Source organism: Actinospica durhamensis (assembly GCF_018139695.1).
In the GTDB taxonomy this organism is placed as follows: domain Bacteria; phylum Actinomycetota; class Actinomycetes; order Streptomycetales; family Catenulisporaceae; genus Actinospica; species Actinospica durhamensis.
Map to the genome: position 1 here is coordinate 1 of NZ_JAGSOG010000073.1, position 19,065 is coordinate 19,065.

Sequence of the window (19,065 nt, forward strand, 5' to 3'; positions counted from 1 at the left end):
GACGGAGAAACGGCGACGGCCTCGGCCGGACCGGTCATGCGGCTGAAGCCGATCGCCTCAGCCGCATGACCCGGTCACGCGGACTCCTCGCCGTTCTCGCGGCCCTCGCGCCCGTCGCGGCGCTGTTGACCGTCATCGTGCCCGGCACCGCGTCGGCCACCACCGTCCCGACCGCACCGTCCGGGTGGACCACGCTGTTCGGCGACGCCTTCTCCGGCAGCTCCGGCAGCGGCGTCGACTCCTCCTGGACCTACGACACCGGGACCCAGTACAACGGCACCGGCTGCACCGCGAACTACGGCACCGGCGAGGTCGAGTCGAACACGAGCTCGACCACGAACGTCTCGCTCGACGGCAGCGGCCACCTGAGCATCACCCCGGTCGAGTCGGGCAGCTCGTGGACCTCGGGCCGAATCGAGACCGTCGCGGACAACTACGCCGCGCCCGCCGGCGGGGAGCTCGAGGTCACCGCCTCGATCCAGCAGCCCAACCCGAGCTCCGGCGTCGGCTACTGGCCCGCGTTCTGGATGCTCGGCGCCGGGTTCCGCTCCTCCGGCGCCGGCACCTCCGGCACCATGACCTGCTCGAACTGGCCCTCCACCGGCGAGATCGACATCATGGAGGACGTCAATGCCCTGAGCGAGCACTCCGGCACCTTCCACTGCGGGGTGGACCCGGGCGGGGCGTGCAACGAGACCACGGGCCTGGGCAGCGGACTGGTCGCCTGCAGCGGCTGTCAGACCGGGTACAACACCTACAGCGTGATCGTGGACCGCACCAACACCAGCAACGAGTCGATCACCTGGTACCTCAACGGCACCTCGTACTACACCGTGACGGAGAGCCAGGTGGGCACCTCGACCTGGCAGGCGGCGGTGGACCACGGGTTCTTCCTGATCCTGGACGAGGCCGTCGGCGGCGCGTACCCCAACGCGATCTGCGGCTGCACCTCGCCCACCAGCGCGACGACCTCGGGTTCGCCGATGAAGGTGAGCTACGTCGCGGTCTATCAGAAGGCCGCGTCCTCCACCACCTCGGCGTCGCCCAGCGCGTCGGCCAGCGCGTCGGCCAGCGCGTCGGCTTCGGCCAGTGCCTCGGCCAGCCCGTCGGCCACCGCCACCGGCACCTCGGGCAGCGGCGGCGGCACCTCCTGCACCACCACCGCCACCTCGAACATCTCAGCCGACTGCTACGGCGGATCGAACGGGACCATCAGCGTCACGAGCACCACGGACACCGATCCATCCGGGGTGGACTCGAACCAGGCGGCCCAGCTGTCCAGCGGAGACTGGCTCGAATATAAGAATGTGAACTTCGGCACGGCCGGCTCGTCCCAGTTCGACGCCAGAGTGGCCTCGGGCGCGGCGGGCGGCGTCAGCGGCCTGGTCGAAGTGGTGATCGACAGTCCGAGCAACACGCCGGTGGGCAGCTTCGCGGTGGCCAACACCGGCGGCTGGTCCAGCTGGGAGACCGTCCCGGCGAACATCACCAAGGTCACCGGGACCCACAACGTCTACCTCGAGTTCTCCTCGGCGGCGACCGGAAACCCGGCGTACGTGAGCCTGCACTACTTCGACTTCCCGACCAGCTGAGCGCGGCGGGCGGGCCGGCCGGCCGCGAGACCGGCCGGCCCGCTCCCGTTCCCGCACCCACCCACCATCGAAGGGCTCGACCATGCCGTCCGTCACCCTCCCCTCCTCGGACGTCGCCGAACGCCACGGGCCAGGACCGGACTTCGCCGCGCTGTTCCCGCCACCACGGCACGGCGAGCATCTGACCGCCCGGACCGCCCGGCTGCTGCATGATGTCCTGCGCTACCTCGGCGAGACCGGCCACGCCCGCCTCGCGCGACTCGGCGGGCGGTCGGTGCGCGAGGAGGACGACGACCTGTTCACCGCGCTGCCCGAGTTCACCTGGAGCCAGTCGGTGCACTGGCGCCGCCGCTTCGTCGCGGTCTTCGACGAGCTCGCCGACCAGCTGGCGCAGGGCCGCACGCCCATGCCGGGCTCGGCCGCCGAGGAGTTCGCCCTCTGGCTCGGCATCGTGCAGGCGGAGCTGCTGATCACGCTGCAGCCCGAGATCGCCCAGCGCGCCGTGGACGGCCTCGCCTGCGTGGACGGCGACTTCGACTGGACCCGCTGCCACGCGCGGCTGTTCCGGCACCCCTACGTGCCGCTGCTCTTCCTGGCCGAGTTCGACGGGATACAGGACCCGCTGCACGAGGCGAACCGGCGGCTGCGCATCGGCGACTACCGGCCGTCCAGCTGGTTCACCGAGTTCGCCGAGGCAGGACCGGGCTACGCCGGGATGCGCTGGGTCTGAGAAGGACCGGGTCCGACCCGCGACTCCCATACCGGCCCTGACACGCGGGCGGCGCGGCGCGTATGCCGCGCCGCTTCTCCGTACCCTGAGTCTGGCGCTCTGAGTCTGGCGCCCCGAGTCGCGTGCCCTGAGTCGCGCGCCCCGAGTCGCGTGCCCGAGCCCCGCTCCACAGACCGGTATGTGGCCGCTGATTGACAGTGATCCGTTGGCGCGCCTACGTTTCCCCCACAGCCCGACCGCACGGAGGTGAACGCGCATGGACCGCATCGTCCGTCCCCTCGCGTCCCTCGCGCGCCACCTCGTCGCCCGCAGGCACGTGGATTTCGCGCGCGTCAACAGCGCGCTGTGTAGCTGACCGCGCCGCCTCGGCTCGCGCGTCGTCCCATCTCCTTTCCTCTGAACCCTGTTTCCCCGTGCCGCCGCGGCCCCCGCCGTCGCGCACGTCGATCCAACGTTCTCTGCTGCTTTCACCGGAAGAGGTCGCAGCGTGAAGTTCCTCGCCATCAGTCTCATCGTGCACACCCCCCACCCGGTCACCGGCGTGCAGACCTCGACCCACGAGCGCTTCGCCCGCCTGGTCGCGGACGCGCAGCTGGCCGAGGAGCTCGGCTTCGACGGGTTCGGAGTGGGGGAGCGGCACGAGCGCCCCTTCATCTCCTCCTCGCCGCCGGTCGTGCTCAGCCACATCGCGGCCCGCACCAGCCGGATCCGGCTGTTCACCGCGGTCACCACGCTCAGCCTGCTCGACCCGGTGCGCGCGTATGAGGACTATGCGACGCTCGACAACCTCTCCGACGGACGGCTCGACCTGATCATCGGCAAGGGCAACGGCGCGGCGCAGCGGGAGCTGTTCCAGGTCACCACCGAGGACCAGTGGGACCGCAACATCGAGAGCTACGAGCTGTTCCGGCGGCTGTGGCGGGAACCGAAGGTCACCTGGTCCGGGCGCTTCCGCCCCGACCTGAAGGACGCCGAGACCTGGCCGCGTCCGCTGCAGCAGCCGGTGCGCATCTGGCACGGCAGCGCGACCAGCGAACGCTCGGTGGACCTCGCCGCGCGCTACGGCGAGCCGCTCTTCTCCGCCAACGTGACCAACCCGATCGAGCCCTACGCCGAACTGGTCCGCTACTACCGTGAGCGCTGGGAGCACTACGGCCACGACCCGGCCCAGATCACCGTCGGCGCGGGCAGCGCCGGGTACTTCGCGCGCAAGAACTCGCAGGACGCACTGGACGAGTACCGCCCGATCTTCGAGGCGAACCTGCGCTTCCAGCGCAAGATCGGGCTGCCGATCGTGTTCGAGACCTTCGAGGACTACGTCGAGCGCAGCTCTGCCCTGATCGGCAGCCCGCAGCAGATCATCGACAAGGTGCACCGGTACCACGACCGGTTCGGGCACACGGTGCTGCACCTGCACGCCGACGCCGGCGGGCTCAGCCAGGGCCAGCACGAGGAGTCCTTCGCGCTCTTCCAGTCGGACATCGCGCCGGTGCTGCGCCGGGAGATCCCGGACCCGCCGTTCGCCTGGGCGCCGGCAAACCCGCTGACCCCTGTGACGACGGTCTCCTGACAAGTTGATCAATTACCGCTAAGGTCAGAGGCACCGGAGCAGGCGCGCACCGCATCCGCGCGTCCCCGTGAGGTTTTCCCAGGGAGGCGCGCGTGCACAGAGCAGGTCCCGTCCTCGCGCGCCGCCCGCGGACCCGGCGGCTGGGCTGACCCGTGCACGCGGCCGACCTCGACCTGATCCTGTTGGTCGGCGCCGTGATCGTGCTCGCGGCCATCGCCGCGGTGCGGGCCTCGCACGGCGTCGGCCTGCCCGGTCTGCTGGTCTTCCTCGGCCTCGGGCTCGCGCTCGGCGAGTCGGGCGCGGGCATCAGGTTCGACGACGCGGGCGTGGCCGAGACCCTCGGGCTGTGCGCGCTGATCGTGATCCTGGCCGAGGGCGGTCTGACCACCGACGCGGCCAACGTGCGGGCCGGGGCCGCGCCCGCGCTCGCGCTGGCCACGCTCGGGGTGGGCGCCACGGCCGGGATCGTCGCGGTGGCGGCGCACCTGTGCCTGTCCATGACGTGGAGTCAGGCGCTGCTGCTCGGCGCGGTACTCGCGCCGACGGATGCCGCCGCGGTCTTCTCGGTGCTGCGCCGCCTCCCGCTGCCGCCACGATTGACCGGCATCCTCGAGGGAGAATCCGGCCTCAACGATCCGCCCTCGGTGCTCGCGGTGACGCTGCTGAGCGCCGGAAGCGTGCACGCCTCGGCCGGATTCCTGATCGGCGAGGTGTGCTACCAGCTGATCGTCGGCGCCGGGATCGGCCTGGTGGTGGGACTGGCCGGGGTGGCGGGGCTGCGCCGGGTGGCGCTGCCCGCCTCCGGGCTCTACCCGATCGCGGTGCTCTCGCTCATCGTCGCCGGGTACGGCGCGGCCGCGATGGCGCACGCGAGCGGATTCCTGGCGGTGTACGTCTCGGCGCTGGTGCTCGGCAACGTCCGGCTGCCGCACCGCGCGGCCACCCGGAGTTTCGCCGAGGGCATGGCCTGGCTCGCGCAGATAGGCCTGTTCGTCATGCTGGGCCTGCTCGCCTCGCCGTCCCGGCTGCCCGCGCAGATCCTGCCGGCCCTGTTGATCGGGGGCATCCTCACGCTGGTGGCCCGGCCGGCGGCGGTGGCGCTGTGCGCCCTGGGCTTCCGCATGCCGTGGCGGGAACAGGTGTTCCTGTCCTACGCGGGCTTGCGCGGGGCGGTGCCGATCGTGCTCGCGACCATCCCGATGAGTGCGAAGGTGCCCGACGCGGCGCGCGTATTCGACCTCGTCTTCTTGATCGTGGGCGTGTTCACGCTGTTGCAGGGGCCCACGCTGCCCGCCGTGGCGCGGTGGCTGCGGGTGTTCGCGACCGGTGAGCCCAGCCGGCTCGACATCGAGTCGGCGCTGCTGGAGGATCTGCGCGCGGATCTGCTGCAGCTGCGGGTGCCGGAGGGTTCCCGGCTGCACGGGGTGGAGCTGTTCGAGCTGCGGCTGCCGAAGGAGGCGGGCCTGGCGCTGATCGTGCGGTCGGGAGAGGGTTTCGTGCCCGACCGCACCACCCGGCTCCAGTGCGGCGACGACCTGCTGATCGTGGTCGCGGGCTCGGCCAGGGCCCGCACCGAGCAGCGGCTGCGCGCGGTGAGCCGGGCCGGGAAACTCGCCGGCTGGCACGGTGAGCGCGGGCTCGCGCCCTGAGCACGCCCGCCGACCCGCCGGACGTGCTCAGGGCGTGCGGCTCACTCGCAGACGATGGGCGTGGGGTTGCTGCAGCCCGGGATGATCCACGACTGGTTGTAGCCGCCGTCGGGGTACCAGGCGTCGATGGTCGCGCCCGCCGAGGAGCTGTCCCCGTAGATCTCCAGCACCAGGCCGGAGCTCGGGTTCTGGAAGGTCACCAGCAGGCTGCCCGGCAGCCACCAGATGGTCCAGGTCTCCGCCTCCCACTCCTGCCCGGCCGCCCCGGTGCACGGCTGCTGGGAGACCGCGTCGCCGGCCACGCCGTCGGTGGTGACGCACATCTGCGAGTTCTGCGCCTCGATCTCGCCGACCTGCCCGTTGCTCGACGGGTAGAGGAAGCTCTGGTTCGAGTTGTTGTTCTGGTACCACACGTCCAGCCACGCGTTGGCGTTGGTGGCCGCGTTGTCCACGTCCAGGTTCAAACTGTCCGAGAGCGCGAGCAAGGTCCCGTAGTTGGACTCGTCGGCGCTCGCGGGCGACGCGGCGAGCACCCCGGAGCCGACCGACGCCGCGATCGCGAGCACCGCCGTCGCCGAAAGCACGCGGCGGGTCCCCCTCAGAATCCTCATATCCCTACCCCTTTGTCCCTTCGCGGTGTCGGGACTCGCTGTCCCGACTGAGGTGAGATTAGGCCGCGGGCAGGGCAGAGCCGCTGTAGTCGACGGCCCGGCGAAGCCGCAGGTCAGAGACGGAGGCGGGGACGAGCGGCAAGAATCGGGGGCGGCAGCGGCAAGAATCGGCGCCGGGCCGCGCTCAGCTCGCCGCCTCGCCCGCCATCTCGATCCGCCGCGTCAGCAGATCGCAGCGGCGCTCGAGCTGGCCCGACCCGATCTGCCGCGCCAGGAAACGGGCGTTGTCCAGGTGCAGCAGCGCGTCCTGGGTCAGGCCGAGCACCAGGCTCGTGTCCGCCGCGGAGAGGTGGCCGTCCGCCTCCAGCCTCGGTTCGGCGAGTTCGGCGACGGCCTCGAGGCCCTGCGCGCGGTAGGCGAGGGCGTCGGAGACCTGGCCGAGGCGGGCGTGTACGGTGCCGAGCAGGCACAGCGCGGAGGCCTCGAAGCGCCGGTCCCCGGCCGCTCGGGCCAGGCGCAGCGCCTCGGTGGCCTGGGCGCGGGCGACGTCGAGGTCGCCGATGTCGCGGTGTGCCTCCGCCAGGGCCCGCAGCGTCTCGCCTTCGTTGCGCCGGTCCTCGATCGCCCGGTGCAGCAGCAGACCGTCCTCGAGATAGGCGATCGCCTTGCGCTGCGCGGCGCGGCCGCGTTCGCCCTGGGCCAGGTCGCGGCCCTGGTCGATGTGTGCCGCGCCGAGGTTGGAGAGGGTCACCGCCTCGCCCGCGGTGCGCCCGGCCTTGCGGTGCAGCGCCAGTGCGCGTTCGAAGGCCGCGATGGCCTGCTCCGGCTCGCCCGCGTTGAACAGGCAGATCGCCAGGTTGTTGAGCGCCACCGCCTCGCCCTGGGTCCAGCCGACCCGGTGCGCCGAGTCGGCGGCCGCGCGGAAGCGCTCGGCGGCGCGCCTGGTCTGCCCGCCGAAGTGGAACGCGGTGGCGGTGTGCATCTGCATCGCGGCCTGGGCGTGCCCGTCCCCGCCGACCCGCGCCGCGGCGTACGCGGCTTCACAGACCTCTGTCCATTCGGCCGCGACACCGCGCAGCATGAAGTGCCCGGCGAGCAGGTCGGTCAGCCGCCAGGCGTCGCGGTGGTGGCCCAGCGCACACAGGTGCCGGATCAGGGCCATGAGACCGGCGCGCTCCTCCTCCAGCCACGCCCGGGCCGCGTCCGCATCCCAGTCCACTGTCGCGGATCGTGGGTCCGACGGGTCCTCGGGCAGATGCAGCAGGTACGGATAGAGCAGGTCTGCGACGGCTGTGAGGCGCTCGTGCTGATGGCGGGCGAGGCGCAGGAAAGCCGCGTGCGCCCCCGCGTTCGCGCAGCCGCAGTCCGCGTCGTGCGCAACCGGCTCGTCCTCCGCGGCGTCCGGCCATGACAGTTCTCTGGCATGCAGGCGCAGCAGGTCGTGCTGCGTGTACCGGTCGAGGGACCGCTCGACCACGAGGTGCCGGTCGGCCAGGTGGCGCAGCGAACGCTCCGTCTCGCCCGGATCGATCCCGGCCAGCGCCGCCGCCGCGTCCATCCCGATATCAGGCCCCGGAGTCAGCGCGAGCAGCCGGAACATGCGCCGCTGCGCCGACGGAAGTTCGTCGCAGGAGAGCTGGAACGCGGCCCGCACGGCCGTGTCCGCGTCGTCCGCGACCTCCAGCAGATCGAGCCGGTTGCCCGCGCGCAGCCGCTCGTTGAACCGGGCGATCCGCAGCTCGGGGCGGGTGGTGAGGTTCGCCGCGGCGATGCGCAGCGCGAGCGGGAGCTGCGCGCACAGTTCGGCGGTCTCGGCGACGGCGTCCGGTTCGGCCAGCGCGCGCTCGGCGCCGAGCAGGCGGGTGAGCAGGCGGCGGGATTCGTCCGCGGTCAACGGGGAGAGCGCGAGCACCCGCGCGGCCTCCCGGGCGACGAGCCCGCCGAGCCGGTGCCGGCTGGTGACGACGGCGAGCGAACCGGGACCGCTCGGCAGCAGCGGCCGCACCTGTTCGGCACTCGCCGCGTTGTCGAGCACGATCAGCACGCGCTTGCCCGCCAGCCTGCTGCGGTAGGCCGCCGCGGCCTGCTGCCGGTCGCCGGGCACCTGGTCCGGTGCGACGCCGAGCCCGTGCAGGAAACCCGCGAGCGCGTGCACGGCGAGCACCGGCTGCTCCCGGCTGTGCCCGCGCAGGTCCACGTACAGCTGGCCGTCCGGGAACTGCGCGCGCATCCGGTGCCCCCAGTGCACCGCCAGCGCGGTCTTGCCCGCGCCGGGCATGCCCGTCAGCAGCACGACCCGCTCGGTGACCCCGTCCGGACCGACCAGCGCGTCGAGCGTGGCCAGGTGCCGGGTGCGCCCGAGGAACGCCGTGCTGTCGGATGGGAGCTGGGCCGGGGGAGTGAAGGTACTGATGACGCGGCGCTCGGTCGGCGGCAGCTGCCCGCGCAGCACACGCAGGTGGGCGGTGCGCAGCTCGGCGCCCGGACGTATGCCGAGTTCCTGGTCCAGGACGTCGCGGGTGCGCTCGAAGACGGCGAGCGCCTCGGCCTGCTGCCCCTGCCCGGCCAGCGCGAGCACCAGGTGCGCGGCGAGCCGCTCGTGCAGCGGGTCCTGGTCCAGCAGCGAACGCAGAGCCTTGACTACCTCGCCGTAGCGCGCCAGCACGAACGCGGCGTCCGCCCAGGCGAGCACGGACTCCGCGCGCTGCCGGACCAGGCGCACCACCGCAGGATGCTGCGCAAGGCGCGGTTCGCCGGCCGGCAGCGGCCCGCGCCACAGGGCCCAGGCCTCGGCGAACAGCTGCGCGGCGGAGTCCAGGGCCCGCGCGTGCACGGCGGCGTGCCCCTGCGCGCTCAGCCGCTCGAACTCGACGACGTCCACGCCGTCCTCGCCGAGCTCGAGCCGGTAGCCGTCCGCGCCGACCCGGATCGCACCGGCGTCCGCCAGCAGACGACGCAGCGCGCTGATGTACGTGTGCACGAGCTGGCGGCAGGTCGGCGGCGGGTCCGCGGGCCAGAGCGTGTCGATGATCTCCTCGATGCCGACCGGCCGCCCGGGCTGCACCGCGAGCAGCCCGAGCAGCAGCCGGCGCATCGCGGACCCGAGCGGCACCTCGTCGCCGCCGCGCCGCACGGCCAACGGACCGAGCGCCTGCACCCGCAGGCCCGGCGGCCGGGTGTCCCGGGCCGCCGGGGCCGCGGCGAACCTGCGCGCCAGCTCCTCGGCCGGTACGCCGAGGGCCTCGGCCAGCCGGCTGACCGAGGCGGCCTGCGGCCGGGTCACCCCGCCGTTCTCCAGGTAACGCAGTGCCCGCACACTCATTCCGGCGCGGCGGGCGACCTCCTGCTGACTCAACCCGGCCGCCTCGCGCAGCCGCCGCAGCGGACCCGGCCCAGCAGAGCTCATACCGGCAATTCAACCACCCCACGGCGGCGCGTCGAGCCCCGTTCGGGCTGGGCCGAGGTCCGGATCAGCGCTCGATCATCTCCATCTGGGCCGCGGTGTGGTGCGCCCCGGCGGGCTCGCCGAGCCCGGTGAGGGCGGCGATCTGCGCGTCCGTCAGTTCCACCGCGTCGGCCGCGAGGTTCTCCTCGAGCCGGGAGACCCGGCGGGTGCCCGGGATCGGCGCGATGTCGGAGCCCTGCGCCAGCAGCCAGGCCAGCGCGACCTGTGCCGGGGTCACGCCCGCCTCGGCGGCCACCGCCTCGACCTGCTCGACCAGCCGCAGGTTGTGCGCGAAGTTCTCCTCCAGGAAGCGCGGGTTGGCGCTGCGCGAGTCGTCCGCGGCCAGGTCCTGCGGGGAGCGGATCGCCCCGGTCAGGAAGCCGCGCCCGAGCGGGGAGTAGGCGACGAAGCCGATGCCGAGTTCGCGCAGCAGCGGCAGGATCACCGGCTCCTGGTCCCGGGTGAACAGCGAGTACTCCGACTGCAGTGCCGTCACCGGGTGCACCGCGTGGGCGCGGCGGATGGTGTCGGGGCCCGCCTCGGACAGGCCGTAGTGCCGGATCTTGCCCTCGGCCACGAGCTCGGCCAGCGTCCCGACGACCTCCTCGATCGGGACCTTCGGGTCCACCCGGTGCTGGTAGTACAGGTCGATGTGGTCCGTGCCCAGCCGCGCGAGCGAGCCGGCCACCGCGGTGCGGATGTTGGCCGGGCTCGAGTCCAGGTTCCACGGGCCGGCCCCGGCGTGCGAGACCATGCCGAACTTGGTGGCCAGCACGACCTGCTCGCGCCGGTCCTTGATCGCCCGGCCGACGAGCTCCTCGTTGTGGAAGGGCCCGTAGATCTCGGCCGTGTCCACCAGCGTCGCGCCGAGGTCGAGCGCCCGGTGGATGGTGCGGATCGCCTCGGCCTCGTCCAGGTCGGTGCGGTCGTAGGCTCCGGCCATCGTCATCGCGCCGAGGCCGATCCGGCCGACGTCCAGGGTTCCGAGCTTGATGTGCTTCATGACTGTGGTGCCCTTCTGTGCGTGGGATTGCATGATTCGGTCAGGGTGCGATGATCAGGGCTCGATCATGACCTTCAGGGCCTCGCGCTCGGCCATCGCCCGGTAGCCGTCCGGGACCTCGTCCAGGGCGACGGTGCGGTCGAAGACGAGCCCGGGCGTGATCGTGCCGTCCAGGATGTCCGGGAGCAACTCCTCGATGTACGCGCGGGCCGGGGCGACGCCGCCGGTCAGGGTGATGTTGCGGAGGAACTCCGGGAAGGCCAGCGGGACGGTCGGGTACTGCGGCACTCCGACCCGGCTGATGGTGCCGCCCGAGCGCACCACGCCGAGCGCCGTGTGCAGCGCCTGCTCGAGGCCGACGCACTCGAGCACGGTGTGGGTGCCGTCGCCGCCCGTCAGTTCCCTGACCCGCTCGACGCCCTCGGCGCCGCGCTCGGCGACCACCTCGGTCGCGCCGAACTCGCGGCCGAGGTCGGTGCGGTCCTTGTGCCGGCCCATCAGGATGATGCGTTCGGCGCCGAGGCGCTTGGCCGCGAGCACCGCGGACAGGCCCACCGCGCCGTCGCCGATCACGGTGACCGTGGTGCGCGGGTTCACGCCCGCGGTCTTGGCGCAGTGGTGGCCGGTGGGCAGCACGTCGGAGAGGGTGAGCAGCGAGGCCAGCAGCGCCGAGTCCTCACCGACCGGCAGCTTCACCAGCGTGCCCTGTGCCTGCGGGACGCGCACGGCCTCGCCCTGCCCGCCGTCGACGCCGTCGCGTCCCCACGACCCGCCGTGCCGGCAGGAGGTGTGCAGGCCCTCCCGGCAGAAGTCGCAGGTGCCGTCCGACCAGAGGAACGGAGCCACGACCACGTCGCCGCGGCGCAGACCCGAGACCTCGGAGCCGACCTCCTCGACCACGCCGAGGAACTCGTGCCCGATCCGGTCGCCCGCGGGCGTCACCGGTTTCGCCCCGTACGGCCACAGGTCGCTGCCGCAGATACACGCCCGCAGCACCCGCACCACCGCGTCGGTCGGTTGCCGCAGCACGGGGTCGGGGACCTCGCCGACCCGTACGTCGCCGGCGCCGTAGATCAGAGTCGCTCGCATCGCTGGGTGCCTTTCCTGCCTGCTCGAGGTTCTCGGTCGTGCACCCCCAACCCTGCCACTGATCCGCGGCGATCGCCTCCCACCAGGGGGTTTCCCTTGTTACAGGTACTGCCAGAGCCCCCCAGGCGGATGCCGGCGCCCCCACCGTACGACGTAGGCTGGGAGGCATGGACCAACGCCGCGAGTTCTCCGACTTCCTCGCCTCCCGCCGCGCCAAGCTCACCCCCGAGCAGGCCGGACTGCCGATGTACGGCGGCAACCGCCGGGTGGCCGGGCTGCGCCGGGAAGAGGTCGCGCTGATGGCGGGCGTCAGCGTCGACTACTACGTGAAGCTCGAGCGCGGCAACGCCCGCGGCGTGTCCGAGTCCGTACTCGAGGCCCTGGCCCGCGCCCTGCAGTTGGACGAGGCCGAACGCGCGCACCTGTTCGATCTGGCCCACTCGCTCAACTCGGCCGGACGCCCGCCCCGGCGCGCCCCGAAGCCGCAGGTGCGCCCCTCGGTCCAGCGCATCCTCGACTCGATGGCCACCACCCCGGCGTACGCGCGCAACCGCCGGCTCGACATCCTGGCCACCAACCGGCTCGGCCGCGCCCTGGTCGCGCCGGTGTTCGCCGACCCGCGCCGACCGGCCAGCCTGGCCAGGTTCATGTTCCTCGACCCGGCGGCCGTGGAGTACTACCGGGACTGGGAGCCGATGGCCTCGGACATCGTGGCCGCGCTGCGCTCCGAGGCCGGCCGCGACCCGCACGACAAGGCCCTGCAGGACCTCGTCGGCGAGCTGTCCACCCGCAGCGAGCTGTTCCGCACCCGCTGGGCCGCCCACAACGTCCGGCTGCACCGCACTGGCGTCAAGCACCTGCACCACCCCGTCGTCGGCGAGCTCACCCTCGACTTCGACGCGATGGAACTGCCCGCAGACCCGGGCCTGGCGATCATCGCCTACAGCGCCGAACCGGCCAGCCCGTCGGCCGAGAAGCTGCGCCTGCTGGCCAGTTGGGCGGCGACCCTGGACCAGGAGGACGAGCCGAGCCAGGACCACACCGCGTCGGCGTGAAACGGCTTGGCGCGGGCGTTGGGGCCATGCTAGGTATAGGCCGCTTTCCGGTGCGCGGAGAGCCGTCGCCCTGGGGAGGCAATCATGACACTGCCGTCTTTCGAGCCGCCGTCCGATGATCCGTTCGCGGCTCCGTCCGAGCCGACCGCGCCGCTCGAGCCCGCGCCGCCGGCCCAGCCGGCCGCGCCCGCCGCGTCGCAGTACCCGGAGTACCCGGAGTACCGGTCCTTCAACTCGGGATACTGGTCGCAGCAGCAGCCCCAGGCCGGGACGGTGCCGGGCCAGCCGCCGGCGGGAGCGCCGATGCCGGGAGCGCCGATGCCTGGACAGCCCGTCTTCGGACAGCCCGTCTTCGGACAGCCCGTCTTCGGACAGCCCGTGCCGGGCGCCGTGCCCCCGGCCCGGCGCAGTCGCGGGCTGCTCGGCGTGGCGGGCGCCGCCGCGCTGATCGTGGCGTTCGGCGCGGGGCTGGCGATCGGGCGGGTCACCGCCCCGAAGTCCACCACCGCGTCCACCGGGTCGCAGGCCTCTACTCCGCCCGCGACCTCGGCACCGGTGGGGGCCCCGGGCACGCTTCCGTCCGCCGACGTCGTCAATGCCCTGCTTCCGCTGCCCAGCGGAGCGACGGCGCTGAAGGCCTCCGGCGCGAACGCGGACGGGTCGATGTCGCTGGCCCAGTATGTGAAGCTGCTGTATCCGAGCTCTACCACCGAGACCTCGCTGCTCCAGGCCCGCGGATTCGAGGGTGCCGCCACGCGGTGGATGAACACCGCCGCCGGGCAGGAGGACTGCTTCTACCTCATCGTCTTCAGCGGGCAGGACGGCGCGCAGAGCTACGCGCTCGGTCTGGTCAAGGCGCACGAGGACGCCTCCGCCAACGCGGCCGACACGCAGTTCCCGGTGTCCGTGATGACCGACGGCGTCGGCTTCGAGACCTCGACCCTGGACGCCTACGGGAACGCCGACAGCTGGGTCTACGGCGAGGTCGGGAACGTCGCGATCATCGTGCACAGCTTCACCCCGGCGAAGCTGGACCGGACCCAGATGCTGGGGCTGCTCGACCAGCAGGTCAGCCGGCTGACCGCGGACGAATCGGGGCACTGAGCCGCCGGATTCCCGCGGCTTCCTCGCGGCGCCCGCTCGGTTCCGGTGCCGGCCGCGTGCGCACCGGCACAGCGCGGCGCCCGCCGACTCTATGGCTGCCAGTCGGCGGGCGCGCGGGGCCTCCCGCAGCAGGTTGAGGAGCGGAAGCGAGAGGCGCGGCGTCGCGGAAAGGGGGGAAGTTCCCACGGCGCCTCGCTCACGGGTACCCGAGCCCGCGCGGCGCACACGGGTCGGCATCGCGATTTTTTTCGGGGATTTCCGGCCGGGGCGGTGACGCCGGTACGCGGCAGCCGCGGCCGGCGTTGCCGGCCGCGGCTGCCGCGCGTCGGCTACGCCCGCGCGGCGCGGGCCGGGCGCAGGACGAGCAGCGCGACGACGAGGGCGGCGAGCAGCAGGCCGACGCCGACCGCGAACGCGAGGTGGTAGCCGCCCATCAGCGCGTCGGGGGTGGAGCGGCCCGCCCGCAGCAGCGCGGCGGTGCGCGAGGCGGACAGGGTGGTCAGGACCGCGGCGCCGGCCGCCGAGCCGATCTGCTGCGTGGTGTTGTAGAGGCCTGAGACCACGCCGGCGTCCTGCTCGCGCGCCCCGGACATGCCCAGGCTCGCCGCGGCGGGCATCGCCAGCCCGCCGCCGGAGATCAGCAGCATGGTGGGCAGCAGGTCGGCGGCGTAGCCGGCGTGCACCGGAAGGCTCGGCAGCAGCGCCAGCGCGGCGACCAGCATGATCAGGCCGCTGACGAGGACGGCGCGGGGGCCGAAGCGGCCGATCAGCCTGGCCGAGATCAGCAGCGCGGTGGCGCCGATGCCCACCGCGGCCGGGAGCATCGCCAGTCCGTTCGCCGCCGCGCCGTAGCCGAGGACGTGCTGCATCGCCAGCGAGACCACGATCTGGAAGGCGAACATGGCCGAGATCATCAGCATCTGCACGGCGTTCGCGCCGACCAGGTTGCGCGAGCGCAGGATGCGCAGCGGCATCAGGGGCGTGGCCGCGAACCTCTGGCGCACCAGGAAGCCGGCGATCAGCAGCGCGGCGAGGGCGCCGAGGCCGAGCGTGCGCGTGGAGGTCCAGCCGTACTGCGTGGTGCCGACGACCGCGTAGATGCCGAGCATGAGCCCTGAGATGATCAGCAGCGCCCCGGGCGCGTCGGCCCCCGCCTTGAGCCCCAGACCGCGGTCGTTCGGCACGGCGCGCACGGCCAGGGCGAGCGTGGCCAGGCCGATCGGCACGTTGATGTAGAAGATCCAGTGCCAGCTCAGGCTCTCGGTGAGCGCGCCGCCGAGCACCTGGCCGATCGACGCGCCCGCCGCGCCGGTGAAGGAGTACACCCCGATCGCCCGCCCGCGCAGGCCCGGCTCGGTGAACAGCGTCACCAGGATGCCGAGGCTGACGGAGGCGGCCGCGGCGCTCCCGACCCCCTGCAGGAAGCGCGCGCCCACCAGCAGCGCCGGCGTCGTCGCGGCCCCGGCGAGTATCGAGGCCGCGATGAACAGCCCGATTCCGCCGAGGAACATCCGCTTGCGCCCGAGTAGGTCGCCGAGCCGTCCGGCGAGCAGCAGCAGGCCGCCGAAGGCGAGCAGGTAGGCGTTCATCACCCAGCTGATCCCGGTCGCGGAAAAGCGCAGGTCGTTCTGGATGGACGGCAGCGCCACGGTGACGATGCTGCCGTCGAGCACGGTCATCAGGCCGGCGCTCGCGATGGCGGCGAGGGCGAAGGTGCCGCGTCGGTCGAAGCCGGGGGAGCGCACGGGGGCGGTGGCCGCGGTAGGCGGAGTGGGCGAGGTGGACACGTCGGATGTGCTGGGCGAGGCGGACGGGCTGGCGACGGTGGACATTCATGGCTCCGGCTCTGTGCGGCGGGATTCCGGCTGCGTACCGCTGCGGCACGACTGCCGCGGTAACTCCGACTGTAGCAGATGGTTCCGTAATAGACGATCCCCAACAAGAAGATCTACTTCAGAGCGTCCATGCGGTACACTGGAGCCATGACCTCCCTCGCCCCGGCCCGGTCCGCGGGCGACGCCCCCGCCCGGGACGCCGCGCCGGACCTCTCGTTCCTGCTCGACCACACCAGCCACGTGCTGCGCACCCGGATGTCCGCCGCGCTCGGCGAGATCGGCATGACCGCGCGGATGCACTGCGTGCTGGTCAAGGCGGCGGAGCAGGAGCGTACGCAGGCGCAGATCGCCGAACTCGGCGATATGGACAAGACGACGATGGTGGTCACCGTCGACGCCCTGGAGCAGGCGGGCCTGGCCGAACGCCGCCCCTCGCCCACCGACCGCCGCGCGCGCATCATCGTGGTCACCCCGGCCGGCGCCGCGATGGCGGCCCGGAGCCAGGAGATCGTCGACCGCGTCCACCGCGAGGCCCTCGAATCCCTCCCCGAGCCCACCCGCACAGTCCTCCTCGACGCGCTCGGCGCCCTCGCCGCCGGCCACCTCTCCGTCCCCGACGACGCCTCAGCCGGAGTCCGCCGCGCCCGCCAGTGACCCGGGCGCACGACCGGACGCGGCGTCAGCCCCCGCTTCTCCGCGAACCCGACGATCAGAACCCGACGATCAACTGCGCAAGCCGCCACGCGATCGTCGTCACCGGCTCCCGATCGTGTGGCGGCTCGCCCCAGCCCAGCGTGATTTCCCCGCGCCGAGGGACAGGCGCCGCACGTGCTCCGCGGCGGCTGCGCGTCGGCGGGCGTCGCCGCTGTCTGCTGCCTGCTGCCTACTCGAACGGCCAGGCCCAGTCCTTGATCTCGGGTAGGTCGTCGCCGTGTTCGCGGGTGTACGCACGGGCGCGCAGACGGGAGTCGAGCATCTCCTGGCGCAGGTGGGCGCCGCGGTCGGCGAGGCCGGGGACGCGGTCGATGACGTCGATGACGAGGTGGTAGCGGTCGAGGTCGTTGAGCATGACCATGTCGAAGGGGGTTGTGGTGGTTCCTTCTTCTTTGTAGCCGCGGACGTGGAGGTTCTCGTGGTTGGTGCGGCGGTAGGTGAGGCGGTGGATGAGCCAGGGGTAGCCGTGGTAGGCGAAGACGATGGGCTTGTCCCGGGTGAACAGGGCGTCGAACTCGCGGTCGGACAGGCCGTGCGGGTGCTCGGTGTCCGGTTCCAGGCGCATCAGGTCCACGACGTTGACGACGCGGATCTTGAGTTCGGGGAAGTGCCGGCGCAGGATCGCGGTGGCAGCCAGGGTTTCGAGGGTCGGGATGTCGCCGGCGCAGGCGAGGACGACGTCAGGGTCCTGGCCCGAGTCCGTCGAGGCCCATTCCCAGATGCCGATGCCGCGGGTGCAGTGCGCGATCGCCTCGTCCATGGACAGCCAGTTGAGCGCGGGCTGCTTGCCGGCCACGATCACGTTCACGTATTGCTTCGAGCGCAGCACGTGGTCCGCGACCGACAGCAGGGTGTTGGCGTCCGGCGGCAGGTAGACCCGGATGACGTCGGCCTTCTTGTTCACGACGTGGTCGATGAAGCCGGGGTCCTGGTGGGAGAAGCCGTTGTGGTCCTGGCGCCAGACGTGTGAGGTCAGTAGGTAGTTCAGGGATGCGATGGGGCGGCGCCAGGGGATGTGGCGGGTGGTTTTGAGCCACTTGGCGTGCTGGTTGAACATCGAGTCGACGATGTGGATGAAGGCTTCGTAGCAGGAGAAGAAGCCGTGGCGGCCCGTCAGCAGGTAGCCCTCGAGCCAGCCCTGGCAGGTGTGCTCGGACAGGATCTCCATCACCCGGCCGTCGGCCGCCAGATCCGCGTCGTCGTCGGGCTCTGTCTCGGCCAGCCAGGTGCGGCCGGTGGCCTCGAGTACCGCGCCGAGCCGGTTCGAGGCGGTCTCGTCCGGGCCGACGAGACGGAAGTTGCGGTGCGGGCTGTTGCGCACCATCACCTCGCGCAGGAAGGCGCCGAGTACGCGGCAGGCTTCTGATTCGGTGACGCCGTGGGTCTTGGCGTCCACGGCGAAGTCGCGGAAGTCGGGCATGTCGAGGTCGCGCAGCAACAACCCGCCGTTGGCGTGCGGGTTCGCGCCCATCCGCCGGTCGCCCTCGGGCGCGAGCGCGGCGAGTTCCGGTCGCAGGGCGCCGGCCGCGTCGAAGAGCTCCTCCGGCTGATACGAGCGCATCCACTCCTCGAGTTGCCGCAGGTGTACCGGGTTCTCGTGCAGGCCGGACAGCGGCACCTGGTGTGAGCGCCAGTTGCCTTCGGTGCGCTTGCCGTCCACCTCCTTCGGGCCGGTCCAGCCCTTGGGGGAGCGAAAGATGATCATCGGCCAGCGTGGGCGCTCGACGGCCTCGGCCGAGGAGTCAGGGTTCGCGCGGGCCGCCTGCTGGATGGCCGCGATCGCGTCCAGGGCCTCGTCCAGCGCGGCGGCGAAGGCCTGGTGCGCGGCGTCGTGGTCCTCGGGATCGGTGATCTCGACCGTGATCGGGCGGTATCCGTACCCTTCGAAGAGTCGGTCCAGTTCCTCGCGGGAGATCCGCGCCAGCACCGTCGGGTTGGCGATCTTGAAGCCGTTGAGCTGGAGGATCGGCAGCACCGCGCCGTCACGTGCCGGATTGAGGAACTTGTTCGAGTGCCAGGACGCGGCGAGCGGGCCGGTCTCGGCCTCTCCGTCGCCGACCACGCAGCACACGAGCAGGTCGGGGTTGTCGAACGCGGCGCCGAACGCGTGCGAGAGCGAATACCCCAGCTCGCCGCCCTCATGGATCGAGCCTGGCGTCTCAGGCGCGACGTGGCTGGGGATGCCGCCGGGGAACGAGAACTGCCGGAACAGCTTGCGTATCCCGTCCTCGTCGCGCCCGATCGCCGGATAGACCTCGCTGTAGGTGCCCTCGAGGTACGTGTTCGCGACCAGGCCGGGTCCGCCGTGTCCGGGGCCTGCGATGTAGATCGCGTCCAGGTCGCGGGCGCGGATGGCCCGATTCATGTGCGCGTAGATGAGATTCAGCCCGGGGGTGGTGCCCCAGTGGCCGAGCAGCCGCGGCTTCACGTGCTCGCCGCTCAGCGGCTCGCGTAGCAGGGGATTGTCGAGCAGGTAGATCTGGCCGACGGACAGGTAGTTCGCCGCGCGCCAGTAGGCGTCGACGAGGTCGAGCTCGGTGCGGCTGAGCGGTGAACGCGACGGGTGCGGCGCATACGACGGGTGCGGCGGGAGATCGGTCATGTCTCCAGCATCCCGACCGGCGTCGCGCCGGACATGGGCCAAAGGTCCCGTCAGCACCGTGCCGTC

Annotated in this window: 13 protein-coding genes; 7 read left to right on the forward strand and 6 right to left on the reverse strand. The window is 72.3% G+C overall.

Annotated elements, in window-relative coordinates; all coding sequences use genetic code 11:
* Positions 1 to 65: 65 nt before the first annotated feature.
* From KDL01_RS16385 to KDL01_RS16400, 4 genes are all read left to right on the forward strand, one after another.
* Positions 66 to 1,592 (forward strand): carbohydrate-binding protein, encoded by a 1,527-nt coding sequence (locus KDL01_RS16385; RefSeq protein WP_212529366.1) that lies wholly within the window; start codon positions 66 to 68, stop codon positions 1,590 to 1,592.
* Positions 1,593 to 1,674: 82 nt separating this feature from the next.
* On the forward strand, positions 1,675 to 2,322 hold the full coding sequence (locus KDL01_RS16390; protein ID WP_212529367.1) for a hypothetical protein: 648 nt from the start codon (positions 1,675 to 1,677) through the stop codon (positions 2,320 to 2,322).
* A 487-nt stretch (positions 2,323 to 2,809) separates the two neighbouring features.
* Positions 2,810 to 3,892 (forward strand): LLM class flavin-dependent oxidoreductase, encoded by a 1,083-nt coding sequence (locus KDL01_RS16395; protein ID WP_212529368.1) that lies wholly within the window; start codon positions 2,810 to 2,812, stop codon positions 3,890 to 3,892.
* 152 nt (positions 3,893 to 4,044) lie between these two features.
* Positions 4,045 to 5,541: a potassium/proton antiporter gene (locus KDL01_RS16400; RefSeq protein ID WP_212529369.1), complete on the forward strand. Its 1,497-nt coding sequence runs from the start codon at positions 4,045 to 4,047 to the stop codon at positions 5,539 to 5,541.
* 41 nt (positions 5,542 to 5,582) lie between these two features.
* On the opposite strand, the gene KDL01_RS16405 is transcribed toward KDL01_RS16400, so the two are convergent.
* The 4 genes from KDL01_RS16405 to KDL01_RS16420 form a co-directional block, all read right to left on the reverse strand.
* A complete protein-coding gene (locus KDL01_RS16405; protein ID WP_212529370.1) occupies positions 5,583 to 6,152 on the reverse strand; it encodes an RICIN domain-containing protein in 570 nt (189 codons plus the stop codon).
* Positions 6,153 to 6,336: 184 nt separating this feature from the next.
* Positions 6,337 to 9,558, reverse strand: a complete 3,222-nt coding sequence (locus KDL01_RS16410; RefSeq protein ID WP_212529371.1) for a BTAD domain-containing putative transcriptional regulator — start codon at positions 9,556 to 9,558, stop codon at positions 6,337 to 6,339.
* 64 nt (positions 9,559 to 9,622) lie between these two features.
* A complete protein-coding gene (locus tag KDL01_RS16415; protein ID WP_212529372.1) occupies positions 9,623 to 10,600 on the reverse strand; it encodes an aldo/keto reductase in 978 nt (325 codons plus the stop codon).
* Between the two features lie 54 nt (positions 10,601 to 10,654).
* Positions 10,655 to 11,689, reverse strand: a complete 1,035-nt coding sequence (locus KDL01_RS16420) for a zinc-binding dehydrogenase (RefSeq protein ID WP_212529373.1) — start codon at positions 11,687 to 11,689, stop codon at positions 10,655 to 10,657.
* Between the two features lie 167 nt (positions 11,690 to 11,856).
* On the opposite strand from KDL01_RS16420, the gene KDL01_RS16425 reads away from it, so the two are divergent.
* A complete protein-coding gene (locus KDL01_RS16425; RefSeq protein WP_212529374.1) occupies positions 11,857 to 12,744 on the forward strand; it encodes a helix-turn-helix transcriptional regulator in 888 nt (295 codons plus the stop codon).
* Positions 12,745 to 12,828: 84 nt separating this feature from the next.
* Complete coding sequence (locus KDL01_RS16430) at positions 12,829 to 13,848, forward strand: YML083C domain-containing protein (protein WP_212529375.1); 1,020 nt, start codon at positions 12,829 to 12,831, stop codon at positions 13,846 to 13,848.
* A gap of 329 nt (positions 13,849 to 14,177) precedes the next feature.
* Here the strand turns inward: KDL01_RS16430 and KDL01_RS16435 are convergent, their stop codons facing one another.
* On the reverse strand, positions 14,178 to 15,680 hold the full coding sequence (locus tag KDL01_RS16435) for an MFS transporter (protein WP_212529376.1): 1,503 nt from the start codon (positions 15,678 to 15,680) through the stop codon (positions 14,178 to 14,180).
* Between the two features lie 150 nt (positions 15,681 to 15,830).
* Between KDL01_RS16435 and KDL01_RS16440 the strand changes: the two genes are divergently transcribed.
* Positions 15,831 to 16,337, forward strand: coding sequence for a MarR family winged helix-turn-helix transcriptional regulator (locus KDL01_RS16440; protein ID WP_212529377.1), 507 nt, complete (start codon positions 15,831 to 15,833; stop codon positions 16,335 to 16,337).
* A 229-nt stretch (positions 16,338 to 16,566) separates the two neighbouring features.
* On the opposite strand, the gene KDL01_RS16445 is transcribed toward KDL01_RS16440, so the two are convergent.
* Positions 16,567 to 18,999, reverse strand: a complete 2,433-nt coding sequence (locus KDL01_RS16445; protein ID WP_212529378.1) for a phosphoketolase family protein — start codon at positions 18,997 to 18,999, stop codon at positions 16,567 to 16,569.
* Between the last annotated feature and the right edge of the window lie 66 nt (positions 19,000 to 19,065).

Coding starts and splice junctions, on each gene's coding strand:
- KDL01_RS16385 (WP_212529366.1), top strand. CDS start 66: ATGACCCGGTCACGCGGACTCCTCGCCGTTCTCGCGGCCCTCGCGCCC.
- KDL01_RS16390 (WP_212529367.1), top strand. CDS start 1,675: ATGCCGTCCGTCACCCTCCCCTCCTCGGACGTCGCCGAACGCCACGGG.
- KDL01_RS16405 (WP_212529370.1), bottom strand. CDS start 6,152: ATGAGGATTCTGAGGGGGACCCGCCGCGTGCTTTCGGCGACGGCGGTG.
- KDL01_RS16410 (WP_212529371.1), bottom strand. CDS start 9,558: ATGAGCTCTGCTGGGCCGGGTCCGCTGCGGCGGCTGCGCGAGGCGGCC.
- KDL01_RS16415 (WP_212529372.1), bottom strand. CDS start 10,600: ATGAAGCACATCAAGCTCGGAACCCTGGACGTCGGCCGGATCGGCCTC.
- KDL01_RS16420 (WP_212529373.1), bottom strand. CDS start 11,689: ATGCGAGCGACTCTGATCTACGGCGCCGGCGACGTACGGGTCGGCGAG.
- KDL01_RS16425 (WP_212529374.1), top strand. CDS start 11,857: ATGGACCAACGCCGCGAGTTCTCCGACTTCCTCGCCTCCCGCCGCGCC.
- KDL01_RS16430 (WP_212529375.1), top strand. CDS start 12,829: ATGACACTGCCGTCTTTCGAGCCGCCGTCCGATGATCCGTTCGCGGCT.
- KDL01_RS16435 (WP_212529376.1), bottom strand. CDS start 15,680: ATGTCCACCGTCGCCAGCCCGTCCGCCTCGCCCAGCACATCCGACGTG.
- KDL01_RS16440 (WP_212529377.1), top strand. CDS start 15,831: ATGACCTCCCTCGCCCCGGCCCGGTCCGCGGGCGACGCCCCCGCCCGG.
- KDL01_RS16445 (WP_212529378.1), bottom strand. CDS start 18,999: ATGACCGATCTCCCGCCGCACCCGTCGTATGCGCCGCACCCGTCGCGT.